Source organism: Lentisalinibacter orientalis, assembly GCF_040706535.1.
Taxonomy (GTDB): domain Bacteria; phylum Pseudomonadota; class Gammaproteobacteria; order Steroidobacterales; family Woeseiaceae; genus Lentisalinibacter; species Lentisalinibacter orientalis.
Map to the genome: position 1 here is coordinate 1,625,996 of NZ_JAPDRJ010000001.1, position 21,006 is coordinate 1,647,001.

Consider the following 21,006-nt stretch of genomic DNA (forward strand, 5'->3'; position numbering starts at 1 on the left):
CGGTCACAGGTCGGAACAAGAGCGACCAACAATTCCCGGTCGGTGGTGGCACTGTATCGGCTTTTCGGACCGGGATCCGACTCGTAATCGGGACTGCAATCGATGAATGTCGTCATATTCAGCCGCCGCCGCACGGGCGTGCGCCAGATCGACCTCGGCGCGCCCCTCACCCTCGCCATCGCAGGTGCCATCGTCGGTGTCTTCGCGGCAGCGGTCTTCGGCAGCGGTTACTTCTTCGCACGCCAGCACGGCACCCAGGCGGATACCGCCGAGCTCCGCGCCATGTCCGAGCAGCTGGCCGAGCAGCGGCGCGAGATCGAGGCGGCCCGGCGCGAGACGGAGGAAACACTCGATGCGCTGGCCATTCGTCTCGGCCAGATGAACGCCCACGTCATCCGGCTGGACGCCCTCGGGCGCCGTCTCACCGAGATGGCCGAATTGCAGGACGGCGAGTTCGACTTCGAGTCCCCGCCCGCCATCGGCGGCCCGGAAGAGCCCGAAGAGCTGGGCGGCGGCGGCGTTGCGGAAATCCTGACCTCACTGGACGAGCTCTCCCAGCAGCTGAGCGATCGGGAAAAGCAGCTCGGCGTACTTGAAAGTGTCCTCCTCACCCGCAATCTCAACGAGCAGATCAGGCCGGAAGGGCGGCCCGTGAAGTCGGGCTGGCTGTCGTCCTACTACGGGCGGCGCACGGACCCGTTCACCGGCAAGCAGGCGTGGCACAAGGGCGTGGACTTCGCCGGCAAGGCCGGCGCGGAGATCATCGCCGTCGGCGCCGGGGTGGTGACCTACTCGGGCAAGCGCTACGGCTACGGTCAGATGGTGGAGATCGATCACGGCGACGGCTACGTGACCCGTTACGCGCACAACGCCGAGAATTTCGTGAATGTGGGTGATGAAGTCAGGAAGGGACAGATTATTGCGCACATGGGAGCCACCGGCCGGGCGACCGGGCCCAACCTGCATTTCGAAGTCCTCTACGAGGGCAAGTCGGTCAATCCGCTCAAATACATCCGCGCCAGCGGCAGCTGAGTCCCCGACGCCAGCCGTTTTTAGACGCAGCGCACCCGCTGCCCTTAGAATACCCGTTTTAAGGATAGCCCTTTTCGGGCAAACCCCAATCGAGCGCCGCCGCCGCGACGGTCGACGGTGCTCTTTCGCGTATCAGAACGCGTTTCAGGACGGATAACCCAGTGGCATTTCTCACAAAGATATTCGGCAGTCGCAACGAGCGTCTGGTCAAGTCGTATTCGAAGCTCGTCAACGCCATCAACGCGCTGGAAGACGAGTACCGTGGCAAGAGCGACGAGGAACTCGCGGCCATGACGCCGGCGTTCCGCGAACGGCTCGCCAATGGCGAGAAGCTGGACAGCCTCATCCCCGAGGCATTCGCGGCCGTGCGAGAGGCGGCCGGGCGCACGGTGGGCATGCGCCACTTCGACGTGCAGCTGATCGGCGGCCTGGTGCTGCACGAGGGCAAGATCGCGGAGATGAAGACCGGCGAGGGCAAGACCCTGGTCGCGACCCTGCCCGCGTATCTCAACGCGCTGACCGGCGAAGGCGTGCACATCGTCACGGTGAACGAATACCTGGCCAGCCGTGACGCGTCCTGGATGGGTCCCGTCTACAACTTCCTCGGGCTCGAGGTGGGCGTGATCCGCAGCGGTCAGTCGCCGGCGGAGAAACGCGAGGCCTACGGCGCGGACATCACCTACGCCACCAACAACGAACTCGGCTTCGACTACCTGCGCGACAACCTGGCGTTCTCCACCGAGGACCGGGCCCAGCGCAGGCTCGCCTACGGCATCGTCGACGAGGTGGACTCCATCCTGATCGACGAGGCACGTACGCCGCTGATCATCTCCGGCCCCTCCGAGGAGCGCACCGAGCTCTACGAGAAGATCAACAAACTGGTGCCGAAGCTGCAGAAGCAGGAAGAGGAAGAAGGGCCGGGCGACTACCTGCCCGACGAGAAGACCAAGCAGGTTTATCTCACCGAGGAGGGCCATCAGCACGTCGAGGAGCTGATGACGAAGGCGGGCCTGCTGCAGCCTGGCGAGAGCCTCTACGACGCCGGCAACATCAAGCTCATGCATCACCTGATGGCGGCGCTGCGCGCGCACGCCATGTACCAGCGCGACGTGGACTACATCGTCAAGGACGGCGAGATCGTCATCGTGGACGAATTCACCGGCCGCACCATGCCGGGCCGGCGCTGGTCCGACGGCCTGCACCAGGCGGTGGAGGCCAAGGAAGGCGTGCGGGTGAAGGAAGAGAATCAGACCATCGCGTCGATCACCTTCCAGAACTTCTTCCGCATGTATCAGAAGCTCGCCGGCATGACGGGTACCGCGGACACCGAGGCCTTCGAGTTCCAGTCCATCTACGGTCTCGAGGTGGTCGTGATCCCCACCCACAGGCCGATGGTCCGCGCCGATCATCCGGACCTCGTGTTCCTGAATCAGAACGACAAGTTCGAGGCCATCATCGAGGACATCGTCGACTGCCGGGAGCGGGGTCAGCCGGTACTGGTGGGCACCACCTCCATCGAGAACTCCGAGCTCCTGTCCGACCTGCTGACGAAGAAGAAAATCCCGCACCAGGTGCTGAACGCGAAGCAGCACGAGCGCGAGGCCAAGGTGGTGGAGGACGCCGGCCGTCCCGGCACCATTACCATCGCCACCAACATGGCCGGCCGCGGCACGGACATCGTGCTGGGCGGCAACAAGGACGCCGAACTCGCCGAGCTGGGCGAGGACGCCACGGAAGATCAGCGCCAGGCCGTGATCGCGGAGTGGCAGAAGCGGCACGACCAGGTGCTGGAGGCCGGCGGCCTGCACATCGTCGGCACCGAGCGTCACGAGTCCCGGCGCATCGACAACCAGCTGCGCGGCCGCTCCGGCCGTCAGGGCGATCCGGGCTCCAGCCGCTTCTACCTGTCCATGGAAGACAGCCTGATGCGCATCTTCGGCGATCCCAACCGCACGAAGAGCCTGCTGCAGCGCGTGGGCATGCGCGACGGCGAGGCCATCGAGAGCGGGCTGCTGTCGCGCCAGATCGAGAAGGCCCAGCGCAAGGTGGAGGCCCACAATTTCGACATCCGCAAGTCGCTGCTCGAGTACGACGACGTGGCCAACGACCAGCGCAAGGTGGTCTACCACCAGCGCTCCGAACTCATGGAGGCCGACGACGTCGCCGAGTCCGTGGAGAACATCCGCGACGAGGTCGTCGAGACGGCGGTGCAGGAGTTCATCCCGCGAGGCAGCGTGGAGGAGCAGTGGGACCCGGAGGGCCTGCAGCAGGCCCTGCGCGCCGACTTCGGGCTCGATCTGCCCGTCGCCCAGTGGCTGGAGAAAGAGAAGACCCTGAACGCCGATCAGCTCTGCGACCGCATCGTCGAGTCCGCGAAGGACTACTACGAGCAGAAGGTCGCCGAGATCGGCGACTCCATCATGCGGGGCTTCGAGAAGCAGGTCATGCTCTCCCAGCTGGACCTGCACTGGAAGGAACACCTGGCTGCGATGGATTACCTCCGCCAGGGCATCCACCTGCGGGGCTACGCCCAGAAGAACCCGAAGCAGGAATACAAGCGCGAGGCGTTCGAGATGTTCGGGCAGATGCTCGAGCAGGTGAAGCACGACACCATCAGCATCCTGATGCGGGTGCGGTTGCGCAGCCAGGAAGAAGTGGAGCGCATGGAGGCCGAGCAGCGGGCCAAGAAGGCCATGGAGTTCCAGCACGCCCAGGCCTCGGCACTGGCCTCCGGCGCGACGGCGGCGACGGCATCCGCCGCGGCCGCCGAGGCAGTGGCCGGCGGCGGCGGTGGCGGTGCGTCGGCCGAGCCCGTGCAGCCGTTCGTGCGCGAGGGCCGCAAGATCGGGCGCAACGAGCCCTGCCCCTGCGGCAGCGGGAAGAAATACAAGCAGTGCCACGGCCGGCTGTCGTGACCCGGGCGCCCCGTCCCCGCCTGCAGGTGGTGGCGGGGATCCTCCGCGACAACGACGGCCGCATCCTGATCAGCCGGCGTCAGCCCGGCAAGCATGGCGCCGGCCGCTGGGAATTCCCCGGCGGCAAGATCGCGCCCGGCGAGGAACCGGTGGCCGCCCTGCGGCGGGAACTGGCGGAGGAGATCGGCATCGAGGTGCTCGGGGCCAGCCCCTTCATGGCGCTGGAGCACGACTACCCCGAACGCAGCGTGGCGCTCGACTTCCATCTCGTGACCGGCTGGCGCGGCCGCGTGCAGGCGCTCGAGCGGCAGGAACTCGCCTGGGCTAACCCTGCGGAGTTATTCGACTACGACATGCTGGAGGCCGATGCGCCGGTACTGGAGGCGCTGCAGCGGGACAAGGTCGGGTAGTTTCGGCCGGGTTCGGCCAGACCTCAGCAGATGCTCAGGCGGAACGCTACGTCGCCGCCGGTCTGCACGGCCCGGGAGTCGATGTCCGACCATTCCATGAAGCGGACGGTGAAGCGGTGGGGGCTGCCGCTGATCTCCGGAAACAGCGGGCTGCCCGGCGGCAGCGATACGCGCAGCAGGCGGCAGGTGTTGTCCTTCGCGATCGTGTCCTGATACATGCCGCCGGCCGCCGTGCGCTCCTGGGGGATGGCGCTCTCGCGGATCAGCCACATCAGCTCCAGCACGGCATCGCAGACCGGGCGGATCACCTTCAGCCAGGTCTCGAGATTCTCCATGCGCTGTTCCCAGGGCTGGCGCAGCCAGTGGCTGTAGTCGGGCAGGTCGAACTCGCAGGTGCCGCCGGGGATGGCGCTGCGGTGCTTGATCGAACTCAGGAATTCGCATTCCTTCAGCGGCTGCAGGAAATGCGGGCCGGTGCGGCTGACCTCGCCGCGGGCCTGCTCCAGGTTGCCGAGCAGCGTGCGCAGACGCCCCATGTCCACCCCGGGCTGGCTGCGGTAGCCCTCCAGCGTCGCCAGCTGGCGCTCCAGCTCCTTCATCACCTCGCTGCGCACGTCGCCGCGGGTGAGTATGGAGCTGATCTCCAGCAGACTGGAGATGGCGGCGCGGGTGCCCCAGTCGGACTCGGTCTCGCAGTGATAGAGGGTCTGCTGGTAGAGGAACTCCAGCCGCAGGAACGTCCGCATGCGCTCGCTCAGCGGCTGCTCGTACTCTACGCGCGCCTTGGCGGGTTCGAGTGCTGTGTCGTCTCTGGCGGCTTGCGGCATCCCGCTATTCTGCGCCAGCGGACGCGGCCAGGGCAAATGTCCTGTCAGGACAGGCTCTTGTGCGACGATGGCGCCGCCCGTGGTGTCGCAGAATCGCGACGGTCAGTCTTCGTCCTCGCGGGCCACTCGCGCCAGTGCCAGATAGCGGTTGTGCAGGTGCTCCACCTGGCGCCGGGTGTCTTCCAGCGAGCCGGCGTTGTCCACCACGTCGTCGGCCGCATCCAGCCGCGTCTCCCGGTCGGTCTGGGAGCGCATCATCGCCTCGGCGGTCCCGGCCGACTCACCGTCCCGCTCCATCAGCCGCTGCCGCTGCACCTCCGGCGGGCAGTCCACGACCAGCACCCGGTCCACCAGGGCACCGAATCCCGACTCCACCAGCAACGGCACCACGATGACCTGATACGGGCCGCCGGCGTTGTGCATGCGCCGCAGCGTCTCGTCCCGGATGCGGGGATGGGTGATCGCCTCCAGGCGCTGGCGGGCACCGTCCTCCGTGAAGACGCGCTCGCGCAGCGCGCGGCGGTCCAGGCTGCCGTCGGCGTTCAGCACGTCCTCGCCGAACTCTTCGACGATCTCGGCCAGTGCGGGCCGGCCCGGCTGCACCACTTCGCGGGCGATGCGGTCCGTGTCGATGACCGGCGCGCCCAGTTTCGCGAACATGTCGGAAACGGCGGTCTTGCCGCTGGCGATACCGCCGGTCAGGCCGATGCGCAGAATGTCGTCTGCGGACGGATGTCGGGTCATGGTCTGTTCAGCCCTGCCACATGCCGAGGTAAGCGTCGATGATCTCGCGCCCATACAGTAGCGCGATCCAGCCTGCCGCCGCCAGATAGGGACCGAAGGGAATCGGCACGTCCCGGCCGCGGCGGGTGAAGACCATGAGCGCGATGCCCACCACAGCGCCGACGGCGGCGGAGAGCAGGATGATCAGCGGCAGCATCTGCCAGCCCAGCCAGGCACCGAGCGCGGCCAGCAGCTTGAAGTCGCCGTAGCCCATCCCCTCCTTGCCGGTCACGAGGCGGAAGAGGTGATACACGGACCACAGTGAGAGGTAGCCGGCCGCCGCGCCGATGATCGCTTCGCGCGGCGTCTGGAACAGCACCGTCCCGCCGGCCGTCTCGTGCCACAGCGACAGGACCAGGCCGAGCCAGAGAAGCGGCAGGGTCATCGAGTCGGGCAGCAGCTGGTGGTCGATGTCGATCACGGCCAGCGCGATCAGCGTCCACGTGAAGACCAGTGCCGCGACGGCCTCGGGCGTGACGCCGAAGCGCCAGGCCACGAGCACCGAGGCCAGTGCGGTGAAGGCTTCGACGACGGGATAGCGCAGGCCGATGGGGATAGAGCACTCCGCGCAGCGGCCCCGCAGCAACACATAGCTCAGGATGGGGATGTTCTGCCAGGCGCGGACCGCGGCCCCGCATTTCGGACAGCGGGAGCGGGGCACCACCAGGTTGAACGGCTCGGCGGGTTCTTCCTCGCGGCCTTCTAGCGCGGCGGCCTGGGCCCGCCACTCGCGTTCCATCATCACCGGCAGGCGCAGGATGACCACGTTCAGGAAGCTGCCGATCAGCAGGCTCAGCAGGCCGACGACCGTGAGCCAGAGCGCCGGCATGCTGCTCAGGAGTTCAACCAGGCTCATCGGGATGCTCCGGCGGGCCCGGTCAGTGCTTCAGTACGCAGCGGGGCGACGACTCGGCGCGATCAGACCACTGCGCCCATCTTGAAGATCGGCAGGTACATGGCGACCACGAGACCGCCGACGAGCACGCCGAGGATGGCCATGATCAGCGGCTCCAGCAGACTGCTCATGCTGTCCACCGCGGCATCCACGTCTTCCTCGTAGAAGTCCGCGACCTTGGCCGACATGGAGTCGAGCTGACCGGATTCCTCGCCGACGGCGATCATCTGGATCACCATGTTGGGGAACAGATCCGTGTTCTCCATGGACTGCTGCAGGCGCTGCCCGGTGGCGACCTCGTCGCGCATCCGCATCACGCCCTCTTCGTAGACGATGTTGCCGCAGGCGCCGGCGACCGATTCCAGCGCCTCGACCAGCGGGACGCCGGCGCTGAACATCGTGGACAGCGTACGGGCATAGCGGGCGATGGCGGACTTCTCGAGGATCGGGCCGATGACCGGGAGCTTCAGGCTCAGGCGGTCGAGGAAGTGCTGCATGGGTCGCGAACGTCTCTTGAAATAAAGAAACGCAGAGACTGCTGCAATCAGTCCTATCAACAGCAACCAGCCCTTGTCCCTGACGAAGTTCGACAGGTCGACGACCATACGAGTGAAGCCAGGGAGGTCTGCGCCGAAGCCCTTGAACAGGTCCTCGAACGCCGGGATCACAAAGATAAGCAGGATCACGGTCACGATGATCGCCACCGCGACCACGGCCCCCGGATAGAAGAGGGCTTTCTTGATTTTCTTCTTGATCGCCTCCGTCTTCTCCTTGTACGTGGCGATCTTGTCCAGCAGCGTCTCGAGCGCACCGGCCTGCTCGCCGGCTTCCACCAGGTTGACGAAGAGATCGTCGAAGTAGAGCGGGTGTTTGGCCAGCGCCTCGTGCAGGGACGCGCCGCCCTCGACATCGGCCTTGATCGCGAGGATCAGCTTCTGCATGGATTCGTTCTCGTGGCCGTTGCCCACGATCTCGAAGGCCTGCACCAGCGGGATGCCCGCCGCCAGCATGGTGGCGAGCTGACGGCTGAAGATTGCGATGTCCGCCGTCTGGATTTTCGACCCGGTGCTGAAGAGTTTCTGCTGCTTGCGAATGCGGCTGGGCACGACGCCCTGGCGGCGCAGTTCCGCCCGCACCGCCGCCTCGCTGGCGGCAAGGGTCTTGCCCTTGATCTTGTTCCCGCGGCGGTCCGTGCCTTCCCAGTTGAACGGGGTGGTCTTGATTGCTGCTTCAGCCATGATTCCGCATCCAGACTGTTCCTGTACCTACTTTGCAGTCGAGTTCGTCACTCGACCGTCACCCGGTTGATCTCTTCCAGTCCCGTCAGGCCATTGATGACCTTCTGCAGGCCTGCACGGCGCAGGTCCCAGACACCTTCTTTAGCCGCTTGCTCGGCGATCATCATGGCGTTGCCTTCGTCCATGATGATCCGGCCGATGGTCTCGGAGACTTCCATGACCTGGAAGATGCCGAGTCGGCCCTTGTAGCCATCCGTGCACTGATTGCAGCCGACGGGACCGAAGATCGTGATGCCCTTTGCGACCTCTTCCTCGGTGAAGCCTTCCTTCAGCAGCGCGGCATCGGGTATGTCCTTCTGCTCCTTGCAGTTGTCGCACAACCTGCGGGCAAGACGCTGGGCGATGATCAGGCTCACGGACGAGGCGATGGCGTAGGGCTTCACACCCATGTCCACGAGACGAGTGAGCGTCTTCGGCGCGTCGTTGGTATGCAGGGTAGAAAGCACCAGGTGGCCCGTCTGGGCCGCCTTGATCGCAATCTCCGCGGTCTCCAGGTCACGAATCTCGCCGACCATGATGACGTCGGGATCCTGACGCAGGAAGGCCTTCAGCGCCGAGGCGAAAGTCAGCCCCACCTTCGGGTTCACGTTCACCTGGTTGATGCCGGGCAGGTTGATTTCCGCCGGGTCCTCCGCCGTCGAGATGTTCCGATCCTCGGTGTTGAGGATATTGAGGCCCGTGTAGAGCGAGACCGTCTTACCGCTGCCCGTGGGGCCCGTCACGAGAATCATCCCGTAGGGCTTGTTCAGGTGCTTGAGGTAGAGCTCTTTCTGCTGCTCCTCATAGCCAAGTGCGTCGATGCCCAGCTTGGCGCTGGACGGATCGAGGATACGCAGGACGATCTTCTCGCCGAACAGCGTCGGGCATGTATTCACGCGGAAGTCGATCGCCCGGTTCTTCGACAGCCGCATCTTCATGCGGCCGTCCTGAGGTACGCGGCGTTCGGCGATGTCCAGCCGTGACATGACCTTCAGCCGCGCGCAGACCTTGCCGGCGAGTCCCGCCGGCGGCTGGGCGATTTCCTTGAGGACGCCGTCCTGGCGGGTGCGCACCCGGAAGTACTTTTCATAGGGTTCGAAGTGAATGTCCGAGGCGCCGCGCTTGATGGCGTCCAGCAGCACCTTGTTGACGAAGCGGACGACCGGGGCGTCTTCGATCTCGTCCCGGCTGATGTCGTCCTGCTCGTCGTCGACGCCGCTGGAGACTTCGAGATTGTCCAGGTCGTCGAAGTCCTCGTCGTCGAACGCCGTCATCCGGGTGTCGACGGCTTCGAGCGCCTTGGCGACCCGCTCCTCCAGCTTGTCCTGCTCCACGACCACGGGGTCGACCCGTAGTCCGGTCTGGAACTTGATCTCATCGATGGCCTGCAGATCGGTCGGATCCGCGACACCGAGGAACAGACGCTTGCCCCGGAGGATCAGCGGGATCACCCGGTGCTTGTTCAGGAGTTTCTGGTCGACGGAGCGGACCGTATCCAGGTCGACGTCGATGGCATCCAGATCCAGGAGAGGGACCCCGAACTCGTGGGCCGCTGCGATGGCTATTGCACGGGCATCAGCCAGATTGGATGTGACCAGATGGGCAACGAGGGAGATCTTGGCGTTACGGGCGTCTTCTGAGGCCTGGCTGACCACGTCCTCGGAGACAATACCGTCCTGCACCAGCCTACGCGGCAGGCCGGACAGAGTAGTCTGTGAGGCGGTTACGGCCATGGGCTGCGCAGATGCTCCCTATAATTACGCTCGACCCGGAGCACCATAGTCTCACCCATCTGCCGGGGGTGATCAACTTGGTTTTGTGCGCGTCGTCACAAATAAGGAACAGGTTCTGTGAAATTCGCGTGCAGCAAGTGCGATCTTCGTCAAAACAGCAACTTGCGACATCAATGCGGTATTCGGCGCAGGCAATCTCACCTCAGCGGCAGCTTGCAGGAAGGTAGCGGGATGGGACTGTCGTCACTCCCAGGAATGCCGTCGTGGCGCCGCTCCGGGTACCCATAGGCGCCGTGCCAGCCGGGGGGGCAGCGTTACCGCAGATCCAGACGACGCCGAGGTTCGCCGTCTCATAGGGAATCACGTATAGGGTTGTACCTGCGATGGCCGCGTTCGCACGGTTGCCATATGTGATTGCGACCGAACCGTCCTGCACATCCACTGAAGTGACGTAGTTACTGACCGTGTCGGTCGCGTTCGGCGTCATACCGGCAGAGGCGCGGTTGGCGGGTGGGGTGCCATCGTTTACGAACGCATCGACGATTGGCGCCTTGGCATTAGTCGCCATATTGAGTCCATCCGCGACCTGAGCGCGAATCGTATAGGTTTGATAGGACGAGACGGCAATGGCGGCCAGGATGCCGATAATTGCGACGACGATCATCAACTCGATCAGCGTAAAGCCCGATTGCCTCTTGTTCATCGCGATACTGCCCAGTGGAATCTCGTTGTATATGCGAACCGAATTATGTCTCAGTCTTGCGGCTTAACAAAAAGGGCCCCATGAAGGGGCCCTCCTTGCACCTATGAAGGAGCGATATTACGGACGGCAGGCTGACGGCAAATACTTGTTGTCTACGTCAGTCACGGCGGCAGTGCCACCAGGCATGATCGTGGACGGAGCAGCCGGCGGCGTAGCGAAGCCGCACACCCAAGTAATGCTGTCATCGGGGCTGACGTAGGGCGTGATCGTCAGGACGTTGCCGACGATCGCGGCGTTCGCATCATTGCCATACTGGACGATGATTGCACCGTCGGTGATTGTCAGGGCATCGACGTACTTGCCCTGAGTATCGGCCGGTGTGATCGACATGCCGGCCTCTTCCCGGTCAGCCGGCGCTGCGCCAGTATTCAGGAATGTCTCCGAAACAGCCGCCTTCGCAGCCGCTGCCAGGTTCAGGCCCTCGGAGACCTGCGAGCGGATGGTGTAGTCCTGATAGGCCGGGATAGCGATCGCTGCCAGAATGCCGATGATCGCGACCACGATCATCAGTTCGATAAGGGTGAAACCCTGCTGCACTTTCTTCATGTCCAATGTCTCCCTGAGGGGGTTGCCAGAATTTTTCCGAAAATGGCGTCTCCGCCTGTGCGACAGGAAGCAAGTGTCGTGCCAATCGGGAGCCCCACGAGACAAGTAGCTGATACTCAAAGGATTAGGCTTGAGCGACTGGTCCATTATGTTCAATCGAGGCGACCCCGATTGTCGCCGACCTGCGACGGATGTCAGAAGGTGACAATTTTCGTCACCCCGGATTGTCACTTTCGCTGCTTCCCGCCGAAGGTGCGAGTCTAGCCGTGCCGTGTGAAGCCAGCGGCTGCGGAAAGTGCCCCCATCATTCGATATTCAGCTTCTTGATCCGATACCTGAGCTGGCGGAAGGTCAGCCCGAGCAGCTTCGCCGCCGCCGTCTTGTTGTAGCGGGTCTTCTCCAGCGCCTCCACAATGGCCTGGCGCTCCACGTCCTCGAGCTGGTCGCCCAGCGCTTCGGCGCGCGCTGCCGCCGCTGCCGCCGCCCCCTCTTTCGACGACGCCACGGCCGGCCGCAGCTGCAGGTCCCCGCTGTCGATGATGCCGTTCGGCGACAGCGTCACCGCCCGCTCGAGGATGTTCTCCAGCTCACGAACGTTGCCCGGGAAGGCATAGCCGCACAGCGCCTCCATGGCGCCGGGCGTCAGCTCCGCCGGCTCGCCGCCGGACTCGCGGGCGAAGCGGGCGAGGATGGCCTCGGCCAGCAGCGGGATGTCCTCGGTGCGCTCGCGCAGGGGCGGGACGCGCAGCTCGATGACGTTGATGCGGTAGAAGAGGTCCTCGCGGAATTCGCCGCCGGCGACCATGGCCGACAGATCCCGGTGGGTGGCGCTGAGAATCCGCACGTCCACCGCCACCTCCCGCGGCGCGCCGACGGGCCGGATGGTCTTCTCCTGGATGAAGCGCAGCAGTTTCACCTGCATGGCCAGCGGGAGATCGGCGATCTCGTCCAGGAAGAGGGTGCCGCCGTCCGCGGTCTCGATGAGCCCTTTCTTGTCCGTTACCGCGCCGGTGAAGCTGCCCTTTTTGTGACCGAAGAACTCGCTCTCCATGAGCTCGGCCGGGATGGCGCCGCAGTTCACCGGCACGAAGGGGCTGTCCTTGCGGGGACCGGATTCGTGGATCATGCGGGCGACGAGTTCCTTGCCGGTGCCGGACTCGCCGCAGATGTGCACGGGCGCCTGGCTGCGGGAGACCCGGGCGATCATGTCCCGTACCCGGTCGATGGCGGCGGAGCGGCCGAGCAGCTCCCGGCCGGTGTCGCCGCCGGCGGCACCCAGCCGTATGGCGGCCCCGACAATATTGCGGAGATCCTTGACGTCCAGGGGCTTGGAGACGAAGTCGAAGGCGCCGAGCTTCAGCGCCTGCACGGCGGTCTCCACGCTGCCGTGGGCCGTGATCATGGCCACCGGCACGCCCGGCGTGTGGCTCTGCATCCACTCCACCAGCTCCAGTCCGTCGCCGTCGGGCAGGCGCATGTCGGTGAGGCACAGATGGAAGTCGCCGTCGCGCAGCTTCTTCTTGGCGGAGGCCACGTCGCCCGCGGTCTCGGTGGCGATGTCCATGCGGTTCAGGGTCATCGCGAGCAACTCGCAGATGTCCGGCTCGTCGTCGACCACCAGTGCCTGTACGTCTGTCGTCATGTCAGCTCTGCCAGCGGTTCGGGTCCGCGAATACGATGCGGAATACGCTGCCCCCTCCGTCCCGCGGCCGGTAGGAGAGGGTGGCCCGGTTCAGTTCACATAATTCCCGCGAAATGTACAGACCGAGCCCCGTCCCTCCCTGCCGCGCAGTGAAGAAGGGCTCGAAGATCTTATCCACGGTGCCGGTCTCCACACCGTGACCCCGGTCAAGAACTTCCAGATAGGGCCGGTCGCCCGGTTCCACGCGGCCGGTGCGCAGTATCACCTCGATGCCGCCGGTCTCGCTCGCATATTTCACGGCATTATCGCAGAGATTCCAGAGCACCTGGCGGAGGTGGCTGCGGTCCATGCGCACCTCCAGTTCGTCGTCGCCGGGCTCGACCGTGAGCTCGCCCTCGTTGAGCTGCAGTGTCTTGGCGAACTCCCGGTTGAAGTCCTCGAGCCAGGGGCGCAGTCGGAAGCGTTCGGGCTGGCTGGTGTCCCGGCGGGAGAGCTGGAGGATGTTGTCGATGATGTGGCTCACCCGATCCGAGTGGGAGAGGATGATCTCGATCAACCGCTTCTCCTCGTCCGCGATGGCCGGCGATTCCTGCAGCAGCTGGCCGGCGTGGCTCATGGCACCCACCGGGTTGCGGATCTCATGAGCAATACTGGCCGAGAGCCGGCCCAGCGAGGCCAGTTTGGACTGCTGCACCCGCTCGGCCAGCAGGCTCGCGTCCTCCAGGAACACCAGCACCGGGCCGCGGCCCCTGCCCGTTCGGCCGAAGGGGGCGAGGTGCACGAGGATGGGGGTGCCGCCTTCCGGGTCGGTCATGGTGAACTCGGGCGGCGGGCCCTCGCGGTCCACCATGCGCCAGGCGCGCACGTGGCGGTCGAGTTCCGGCGAGAGCATCGCGAGCTTCATGCCGGGCGAGAAGTTGTCGGCGCGCAGCAGGTGGGCGGCGGACTCGTTGATGAGCCGCACCCGGTCGTCGGCGTCGATCACCACGATGCTCTCGCGGAGATGCTGCACGATGTACTGGTTGAGCTCGGCCATGTTGGCGAGGTCCACGCCCCGCTGGTGCGCGAGTTCCTCGCTCTCCTGGATGCGCCGCGCCAGCGGCCGCGCCGCCAGCGCCACGATGAAGATCACGGCGCCCAGGATGCCCGCGGCGGGGTAGCCGTCGGCGAGGGCGTCGCCCTGCAGCACGGTGAGCATCTGGCTGAAAAGGATGCCGATGGCGGCGACGGCGGCGAAGAACAGGGACAGTCGGCCCGGCATCACCAGGCTGCCGCCGCCGACGAAGATGATGAGCAGGCCGCCGAGGCCGCTGGAGACGCCGCCGCTGGCGTACATCAGCAGCAGGATTGCTATGACGTCGAGGGAGATCTGGGCGTAGATCTGCAGGCCGGCCACCGGACGGCGCAGCCCCATTAGCGTGAATGCCGCGACGATCAGGTAGGCGGCGCCGGTGCCGGCGAACAGCGCCGGGTGCTCGGCACCCACCAGCCGGGGATCGGTGTCGACGAAGAAGGCCAGCAGCGAGGCGGCGGCGATGAACAGGCGGAAGGCGGCGAGCGTGCCCAGCACGCGCCGGCCCAGTTCCGAGGTGGCGCGGGCGGCCGCATCCGGTATCGGATTTCCGTGGGTGTCTGCCGCGTCTTCTGCCATATCGGGTCGGGCCTGAAGGCCCTCCTACATGCCTGCTGGGGCCGAATTGTAGTGGAACCCGCCTGCGGGCGGGGCTTTGCCAATCCTCGACCTTTGCCCCACAATACGCACCTCTTCCGCGGGCGGCCGCGAACCAGAACGCAGAAACCGGCCCGCGTCTCCCAACTGACAGTCCGGACGAACGATGAATCTGCACGAATATCAGGCCAAACGGCTGTTCGCCGATTACGGCATCCCCGTGCCCGAGGGCCGGCCCGCGGAGACGGCGGACGCCGCCGTGGCGGCCGCCGAGGAGCTCGGTGGCGATCTCTGGGTGGTGAAGGCCCAGGTCCATGCGGGCGGGCGCGGCAAGGCGGGGGGCGTGAAGCTCTGCCGCAGCGCCGACGAGGTACGCGAGGCCGCCGAGGGCATGCTCGGCACCCGCCTGGTCACCCACCAGTCCGGCCCCGAGGGGCTGCCGGTCAACGTGGTCTACGTGGAGTCCGGCTCGGCGATCGAGCGCGAGCTCTACCTCAGCATGCTGGTGGACCGGGAGGCGAAGCGCGTTGCCATTATCGCCTCCGCCGCCGGCGGCATGGACATCGAGGAGGTGGCGGAGAAGACGCCGGAGCAGATCTTCTCGGTCGCGGTCTCGCCCGCCGCCGGCCTGCAGCCCTACCAGATCCGCCGGCTCGGTTTCGGTCTCGGCCTCGACAAGGGCCAGCTGAAGCAGTTCGGCAGTCTGCTGAACAAGCTCTACGCTCTGTTCGAGGACAAGGACGCGAGCCTGCTCGAGATCAACCCGCTGATCGTCACGGGCGACGGCGACATCGTTGCGCTGGACGCCAAGATCAACATCGAGGAGAACGCGCTCTACCGCCAGCATTCGCTGGAGGAGATGCGTGACGCGTCCCAGGAAGACGACACCGAGCGCGAGGCCCGGGAGCACGATCTCAACTACGTCTCTCTCGGCGGCGACATCGCCTGCATGGTGAACGGGGCGGGACTCGCCATGGCCACCATGGATCTCATCAAGCTGCACGGCGGCGAGCCGGCCAACTTCCTGGACGTGGGTGGCGGCGCCACCGCCGAGCGCGTGGCCGAGGCCTTCAAGCTGATCCTCTCCAACGAGAGCGTGAAAGCGATACTCGTCAACATCTTCGGCGGCATCGTGCGCTGCGACCTCATCGCCGACGGCATCATTACCGCGGTGAAGGAGGTGGGCGTCGAGGTGCCGGTGGTGGCGCGCCTGGAAGGCACCAACGTCGAGCAGGGCCGCGAGAAGCTGGCCGGCAGCGGCCTGGACATCATCGCGGCATCGGATCTCACCGACGCGGCCAAGAAGGCCGTGGCGGCCGCCGGCTGACAGGAGCATCCATGAGCGTTCTAGTCGACAAGAATTCCCGCATCGTCTGCCAGGGCATCACCGGCAACCAGGGTTCCTTCCACACCGAGCAGTGCATCGCCTACGGCACCAACGTGGTGGCGGGCGTCACGCCGGGGCGCGGCGGCGAGGAGCACCTCGGCGTGCCCGTGTTCAACACCATGCACGAGGCGGTGGCCGAGACCGGCGCCGACGTCAGCATGATCTACGTGCCGGCGCCCTTCGCGGCCGATGCCATCCTGGAGGCGGCGGACTCCGGCGTGGGTCTGGTGGTCTGCATCACCGAGGGCATCCCGGTGCTGGACATGGTGAAGGTGCGGGCCGCGCTGGCGGACTACGACTGCCGGCTGATCGGGCCGAACTGCCCGGGCATCATCACGCCGGGGCAGGCGAAGATCGGCATCATGCCCGGCATGATTCATCAGGCCGGCCGTATCGGCGTCATCTCCCGCTCGGGCACGCTGACCTACGAGGCGGTCTATCAGACCACCCAGGCCGAGCTCGGCCAGTCCACCTGCATCGGCATCGGCGGCGACCCGGTGCGCGGCATGGACTTCATCGACTGCCTGAAGCTGTTCGAGGCCGACCCCGAGACCGACGGCATCATCATGGTGGGCGAGATCGGCGGCACCGACGAGGAGGCCGCCGCGGCGTACATCGCGGACCACGTCTCCAAGCCGGTGGTGGCCTACATCGCCGGCGTGACGGCGCCGCCGGGCAAGCGCATGGGCCACGCCGGCGCCATTGTCGCGGGCGGCAAGGGCACGGCGGAGGCCAAGTTCGAGGCCCTGGAGCAGGCCGGCGTCACCACCGTGCGCTCGCCGGCGGATCTCGGTTCCGCCATCGCCGCGGCGCTCGGCGGCTGAGCCCCGTCGGGCTGCCGCATAGCGCTTACAGGCCCGGCACGCCGCCGACATGCCCGAGTCGCTGAAGCTCGTCCTCGCACAACTCAATCCGGTGGTCGGTGGCGTCACCGACAACACGGAACGGCTGCTCGCGACCGCCGCCCGCGCCCGGGACGAGCATGGCGCGGATCTGGTGGTCTTCCCGGAACTCTTCCTCTGCGGCTACCCGCCGGAGGATCTCCTGTTCCACTCCGGCCTGCGGCGCCAGATCGCCGCGGCGCTGGAGCGCATCCGTACCGAGCTCGAGGGCGTCGCCGTGCTGGTGGGGTTCCCGGAGTACGACGGCGAGCGGCTGTACAACGCAGCGATCGTGATCGAGGACGGCCGGGAACTCGCCCGCTACCGCAAGCATCTGCTGCCCAACTACCGGGTGTTCGACGAGAAGCGCTATTTCACGCCGGGCGAGAAGCCGGCCGTGTTTCGCTTCCGCGGCACCCGGGTGGGCCTCACCATCTGCGAGGACATCTGGCAGCCCGGCCCGGCGCGGCTCGCGCGGGGCGCCGGCGCCGAGGTCATCCTGACCATCAACGGCTCGCCCTACGACACCGGCAGCCAGGAGAAACGCGAGCGCATGGGCTGCGCCCGCGCCGATGAGAACGGCGTGCCGCTGGTCTATCTGAACATGGTGGGCGGCCAGGACGAGCTGGTCTTCGACGGCGGCTCCTTCGTGGCGGATGCCAAGGGCAATCTCACCTTCCGGGCGCCGATGTTCGAGGAGGGCCTCTTCCCGCTCGCGCTCCACATCGGCCGCCGTGCCATCGAGCCCGAGCCGCTGCCGCTCGCGGAGCCGCCCGGAGCGGAGGAGAGCGTGTATTCGGCGCTGGTGCTCGGCACCCGGGACTACGTGGACAAGCACGGCTTCCCCGGCGTGGTGCTGGGACTCTCGGGCGGCATCGACTCCGCGCTGACCCTGGCCGTGGCGGTGGATGCGCTGGGTCCGGAGCGGGTGCAGGCGGTGATGATGCCCTACCGCTACACGGCGGACATCAGCCGCACGGATGCCGCCGCCCAGGCGCAAGCTCTCGGGGTGCGCTACGACGTCATCTCCATCGAGCCGATGGTGGACGCCACCCTCGCCCAGCTCGCGCCCCTGTTCGAGGGGCTGGCGGAGGACGCGACGGAGGAGAACATCCAGTCCCGCTGCCGGGGCATCCTCCTGATGGCCATCTCGAACAAGACCGGCCGCATGGTGCTCACCACCGGCAACAAGTCGGAGATGGCGGTGGGCTATGCCACCCTGTACGGCGACATGGCAGGCGGCTTCGCGCCGCTGAAGGACTGCGCCAAGACGCTGGTGTACCGGCTGGCGCGCTACCGTAACGACCGCTCTCCGGTGATCCCCGAGCGGGTGATCACCCGCCCGCCGTCGGCGGAGCTGAAGCCCGGCCAGCAGGACACCGACTCGCTGCCGCCCTACGAGGAACTCGACCCCATTCTGGCCGCGTTCATCGAGGAGGACCTGTCGGTGGAGGAGATCGCCGCGCGGGGCTACGAGCGCGAGACGGTGCTGCGGGTGCTGAACATGGTGCGGCGGAGCGAGTACAAGCGCCGCCAGGCGCCGCCGGGCGTGCGCATCTCCACCCGGGCGTTCGGCCGCGACTGGCGCTACCCCATCACCTCGGGCTACCGCTTCCCCGGCTAGACCCTTCCGGACACCGGGGACCGATTAGCTGTCCGGGAAGTTCTCCGCGAGCACCCGGCGGGTGTCCGCGGCCAGCTCGTCCAGATCCAGCTTCTCGTAGGCGCGCACCATGATCTCCAGCGACTTCTTGTTCGCCGGCGTGCCGTTGTATTCCTCCAGCGCCGTCTTCGCCCGGTTCAGCGCCGCGATCCAGGCGCCCCGGCGCAGATAGTACTCGGCGACGTGGTTCTCGTAGGCCGCCAGCCGGTTCTTCAGGAAGATCATGCGCTGGGTGGCATCCGCGGCGTAATCGCTGGTGGGATAGCGCTCCACCAGCCGCTTGAAGGCCGCGAAGGAGCGGCGGGTGTCGGTGGGCGGCCGGTCCGTGCGGTCGACGCCGAAAGTCTTGTCGAGGAGACTGGGCTCGGCGTCGAACCAGGTCAGCCCCTGCAGGTACAGCGCGTAGTCCACCCGCGGGTGGGTGGGGTTCTCGCGCATGAACTGATCCGCGGCGTCGATGGCCTGCTCGGTACGGCCGCTCTTGTAATAGGCATAGATCAGGTCGATCTGGGACTGCTTGCCGAATTCGGTGAACGGGAAGCGGGCCTGGATCTGCTCGAAGATGGCGATGGCCTGGCGGTAATTGCCGTTCGCCATGGAGCGCTGGCCGCGCTCGTACACTTCTTCCACCGCCCCCTGTTCCTGGCGCTCGCGCCCGTCGGTGCCGCAGGCGACCGCCGCCAGGGCGAGGCAGGCGACCAGCAGCACCCGGGTCACGGTGCCCGGGCGTGCGGGGACGGCCGCGGAAATCGTGCCGGAGGCCGGGGTGGAAACAGCGGGCGGGATGGCTTGACGCATAATGCTCGGCATAGTCGGCGGAGTATAACGTAAACTGCCGGGCTTACCCGAGGCCCCCCCGATGACGGAGACAGCACAGACACAGAGGCAGCAGATCCCCGAGTCGCTGGCCGGCAAGCGCATGGACCAGGCGCTCGCGCAGATGTTCCCCCAGTACTCCCGCAGCCGGCTGAAGGAGTGGCTGCTGGCCGGCCTGATCACCGTGGACGGTCATGGCTGCCGCCCGCGCGACGCGGTGGCCGGCGGCGAGACCGTGGAGTTGACTGCCGTGGTCGAGCCGGAGACCCGGGTGGAGGCGGAGCCGGTCGTGTTCCGGGTGGTGCACGAGGACGCGGGCCTGATCGTGGTGGAAAAGCCCGCGGGTCTCGTCGTGCATCCGGGCGCCGGCAACCGGGAAGGCACCCTGCAGAACGGCCTTTTGCACCGCTATCCGGAGCTGGCCTCGGTGCCCCGGGCCGGCATCGTGCACCGGCTGGACAAGGACACCAGCGGGCTGATGCTGGTGGCGCGCACGGTGGAGTCCCACACCGCGCTGGTCCGTGCCCTGGGGCGGCGGAACATCCGCCGCGAATACCGGGCGGTGTGCCGGGGCGTGCTGACGGCGGGCGGCACGATCGACGCGCCCATCGACCGCCATCCGGTGCAGCGCACCCGCATGGCCGTGCGCGAGGGCGGCCGCCCGGCGGTGAGCCACTACCGGGTGGTGGAGCGCTTCGTGGCGCACACCGACGTCCGCGTGCGGCTCGAGACCGGCCGCACCCACCAGATCCGCGTACACTTCGCCCACATCCGTCATCCGCTGCTCGGCGACCCGGTCTACGGCGGGCGCCTGCAGCTGCCGCCGGGGGCCGACGAGGCGCTCACGGCCACGCTCCGGAACTTCCGCCGCCAGGCGCTGCACGCCGAGTCGCTGGCCCTCGAACATCCGCTGACCGGCGAGGAGCTGGCGTTCTCCTCGCCGCTGCCCGACGATCACGCCGCGCTGATCGCCGCGTTGCGGGCCCACCGCGAGCGGGTGGAGGCCGGCTGATGGATATCCTGCGACCCGAATGGGAGGCGCCCGCGGCCGTCGCCGCGGCGGCTACCACTCGTGCCGGCGGCGTGAGCACGGGCGCCTACGCCGCCCTCAACCTCGGCGCCCACGTCGGCGACGACCCGGCGGCGGTGACGGAGAACCGGCGCCGCCTGGCCGAGGCGCTGGATCTGCCCGATGAGCCGGCCTGGCTCGCCCAGGTGCATGGCACGCGGGTGGTGGCGGCACGGCCCGGCGGTACGCCGGCGGAGGCGGACGCCGCCGTGACCCGGGAACCCGGCGTGGTCTGCGCCGTGCTCACGGCCGACTGCCTGCCGGTGCTGCTCGCCAGCCGACGCGGCGACGAGGTGGCGGCCGTGCATGCCGGCTGGCGCGGACTCGCGGACGGCGTCGTCGAGGCGGCACTGGCCGCGGTGACGACACCGCCCGCCGAGCTCCTCGCCTGGCTCGGCCCCGCCATCGCCCAGCCCGCCTTCGAGGTGGGCGGCGAGGTGCGCGAGCGTTTCGTGGAGAGGGACGTGGTCAATGCCGCCTTCTTCGCGCCCAACGACCGGGGCCGCTGGCAGGCGGACCTGGCGGGGCTGGCCCGGCGGGAGCTGGAGGCCGCCGGCGTGACGGTCAGCGGCGGCGGCTTCTGCACCCACGACGAGTCCGAACGCTTCTTCTCCTACCGGCGGGACGGCGACTGCGGCCGGCAGGCCAGCCTGATCTGGATCCGGGGCTGAAGGCCCGGCGCCGGGTCATATCGGAGG

18 protein-coding genes are annotated in these 21,006 nt (G+C 66.9%); 8 read left to right on the forward strand and 10 right to left on the reverse strand.

Annotated features, from left to right (window positions below):
* The first annotated feature begins 102 nt into the window (after positions 1–102).
* The 3 genes from ACJMK0_RS07195 to mutT all read left to right on the forward strand — a co-directional run bounded on the left by ACJMK0_RS07195 (position 103) and on the right by mutT (position 4,357).
* The gene (locus ACJMK0_RS07195) at positions 103–1,032 is read left to right on the forward strand and encodes a M23 family metallopeptidase (protein WP_405236884.1); all 930 of its coding nucleotides are present in this window, start codon (positions 103–105) and stop codon (positions 1,030–1,032) included.
* Between the two features lie 161 nt (positions 1,033–1,193).
* Positions 1,194–3,947, forward strand: a complete 2,754-nt coding sequence (secA, locus tag ACJMK0_RS07200) for a preprotein translocase subunit SecA (RefSeq protein WP_405236886.1) — start codon at positions 1,194–1,196, stop codon at positions 3,945–3,947.
* Complete coding sequence (gene mutT / locus ACJMK0_RS07205) at positions 3,926–4,357, forward strand: 8-oxo-dGTP diphosphatase MutT (protein WP_405236888.1); 432 nt, start codon at positions 3,926–3,928, stop codon at positions 4,355–4,357. The genes secA and mutT overlap by 22 nt, the downstream gene beginning before the upstream one ends.
* Positions 4,358–4,380: 23 nt before the next feature.
* On the opposite strand, the gene zapD is transcribed toward mutT, so the two are convergent.
* From zapD to ACJMK0_RS07250, 9 genes are all read right to left on the reverse strand, one after another.
* Positions 4,381–5,184 carry a cell division protein ZapD gene (gene zapD, locus ACJMK0_RS07210; protein WP_405236890.1) on the reverse strand — a complete coding sequence of 268 codons (804 nt, stop codon included), beginning with the start codon at positions 5,182–5,184 and terminating at the stop codon, positions 4,381–4,383.
* Positions 5,185–5,286: 102 nt separating this feature from the next.
* Positions 5,287–5,928: a dephospho-CoA kinase gene (coaE, locus tag ACJMK0_RS07215; RefSeq protein WP_405236892.1), complete on the reverse strand. Its 642-nt coding sequence runs from the start codon at positions 5,926–5,928 to the stop codon at positions 5,287–5,289.
* Between the two features lie 7 nt (positions 5,929–5,935).
* Entirely contained in the window at positions 5,936–6,823 is an 888-nt protein-coding gene (locus tag ACJMK0_RS07220; RefSeq protein WP_405236894.1) for a prepilin peptidase, read from the reverse strand.
* 62 nt (positions 6,824–6,885) lie between these two features.
* Entirely contained in the window at positions 6,886–8,100 is a 1,215-nt protein-coding gene (locus ACJMK0_RS07225; protein ID WP_405236895.1) for a type II secretion system F family protein, read from the reverse strand.
* Positions 8,101–8,147: 47 nt separating this feature from the next.
* Positions 8,148–9,872: a type IV-A pilus assembly ATPase PilB gene (gene pilB, locus ACJMK0_RS07230; RefSeq protein WP_405236897.1), complete on the reverse strand. Its 1,725-nt coding sequence runs from the start codon at positions 9,870–9,872 to the stop codon at positions 8,148–8,150.
* Positions 9,873–10,074: 202 nt separating this feature from the next.
* Positions 10,075–10,575 (reverse strand): pilin, encoded by a 501-nt coding sequence (locus ACJMK0_RS07235; RefSeq protein ID WP_405236899.1) that lies wholly within the window; start codon positions 10,573–10,575, stop codon positions 10,075–10,077.
* 117 nt (positions 10,576–10,692) lie between these two features.
* Complete coding sequence (locus ACJMK0_RS07240) at positions 10,693–11,181, reverse strand: pilin (RefSeq protein ID WP_405236901.1); 489 nt, start codon at positions 11,179–11,181, stop codon at positions 10,693–10,695.
* Between the two features lie 304 nt (positions 11,182–11,485).
* Positions 11,486–12,823, reverse strand: coding sequence for a sigma-54-dependent transcriptional regulator (locus ACJMK0_RS07245; RefSeq protein WP_405236903.1), 1,338 nt, complete (start codon positions 12,821–12,823; stop codon positions 11,486–11,488).
* A 1-nt stretch (position 12,824) separates the two neighbouring features.
* Positions 12,825–14,474: a sensor histidine kinase gene (locus tag ACJMK0_RS07250; protein ID WP_405236905.1), complete on the reverse strand. Its 1,650-nt coding sequence runs from the start codon at positions 14,472–14,474 to the stop codon at positions 12,825–12,827.
* A 184-nt stretch (positions 14,475–14,658) separates the two neighbouring features.
* On the opposite strand from ACJMK0_RS07250, the gene sucC reads away from it, so the two are divergent.
* The 3 genes from sucC to ACJMK0_RS07265 are packed head-to-tail and all read left to right on the forward strand — an operon-like array spanning position 14,659 to position 18,384.
* Positions 14,659–15,819: an ADP-forming succinate--CoA ligase subunit beta gene (gene sucC, locus ACJMK0_RS07255; RefSeq protein WP_405236907.1), complete on the forward strand. Its 1,161-nt coding sequence runs from the start codon at positions 14,659–14,661 to the stop codon at positions 15,817–15,819.
* Positions 15,820–15,830: 11 nt separating this feature from the next.
* Positions 15,831–16,703 (forward strand): succinate--CoA ligase subunit alpha, encoded by an 873-nt coding sequence (gene sucD, locus ACJMK0_RS07260; protein WP_405236909.1) that lies wholly within the window; start codon positions 15,831–15,833, stop codon positions 16,701–16,703.
* A gap of 49 nt (positions 16,704–16,752) precedes the next feature.
* Entirely contained in the window at positions 16,753–18,384 is a 1,632-nt protein-coding gene (locus tag ACJMK0_RS07265; RefSeq protein ID WP_405236911.1) for an NAD+ synthase, read from the forward strand.
* A gap of 24 nt (positions 18,385–18,408) precedes the next feature.
* On the opposite strand, the gene ACJMK0_RS07270 is transcribed toward ACJMK0_RS07265, so the two are convergent.
* Positions 18,409–19,221: an outer membrane protein assembly factor BamD gene (locus ACJMK0_RS07270; RefSeq protein WP_405236913.1), complete on the reverse strand. Its 813-nt coding sequence runs from the start codon at positions 19,219–19,221 to the stop codon at positions 18,409–18,411.
* Between the two features lie 61 nt (positions 19,222–19,282).
* On the opposite strand from ACJMK0_RS07270, the gene rluD reads away from it, so the two are divergent.
* Both rluD and pgeF read left to right on the forward strand, forming a co-directional pair.
* A complete protein-coding gene (gene rluD / locus ACJMK0_RS07275) occupies positions 19,283–20,251 on the forward strand; it encodes a 23S rRNA pseudouridine(1911/1915/1917) synthase RluD (RefSeq protein WP_405236915.1) in 969 nt (322 codons plus the stop codon).
* Entirely contained in the window at positions 20,251–20,979 is a 729-nt protein-coding gene (pgeF, locus tag ACJMK0_RS07280) for a peptidoglycan editing factor PgeF (RefSeq protein ID WP_405236917.1), read from the forward strand. The genes rluD and pgeF overlap by 1 nt, the downstream gene beginning before the upstream one ends.
* Positions 20,980–21,006: the final 27 nt, after the last annotated feature.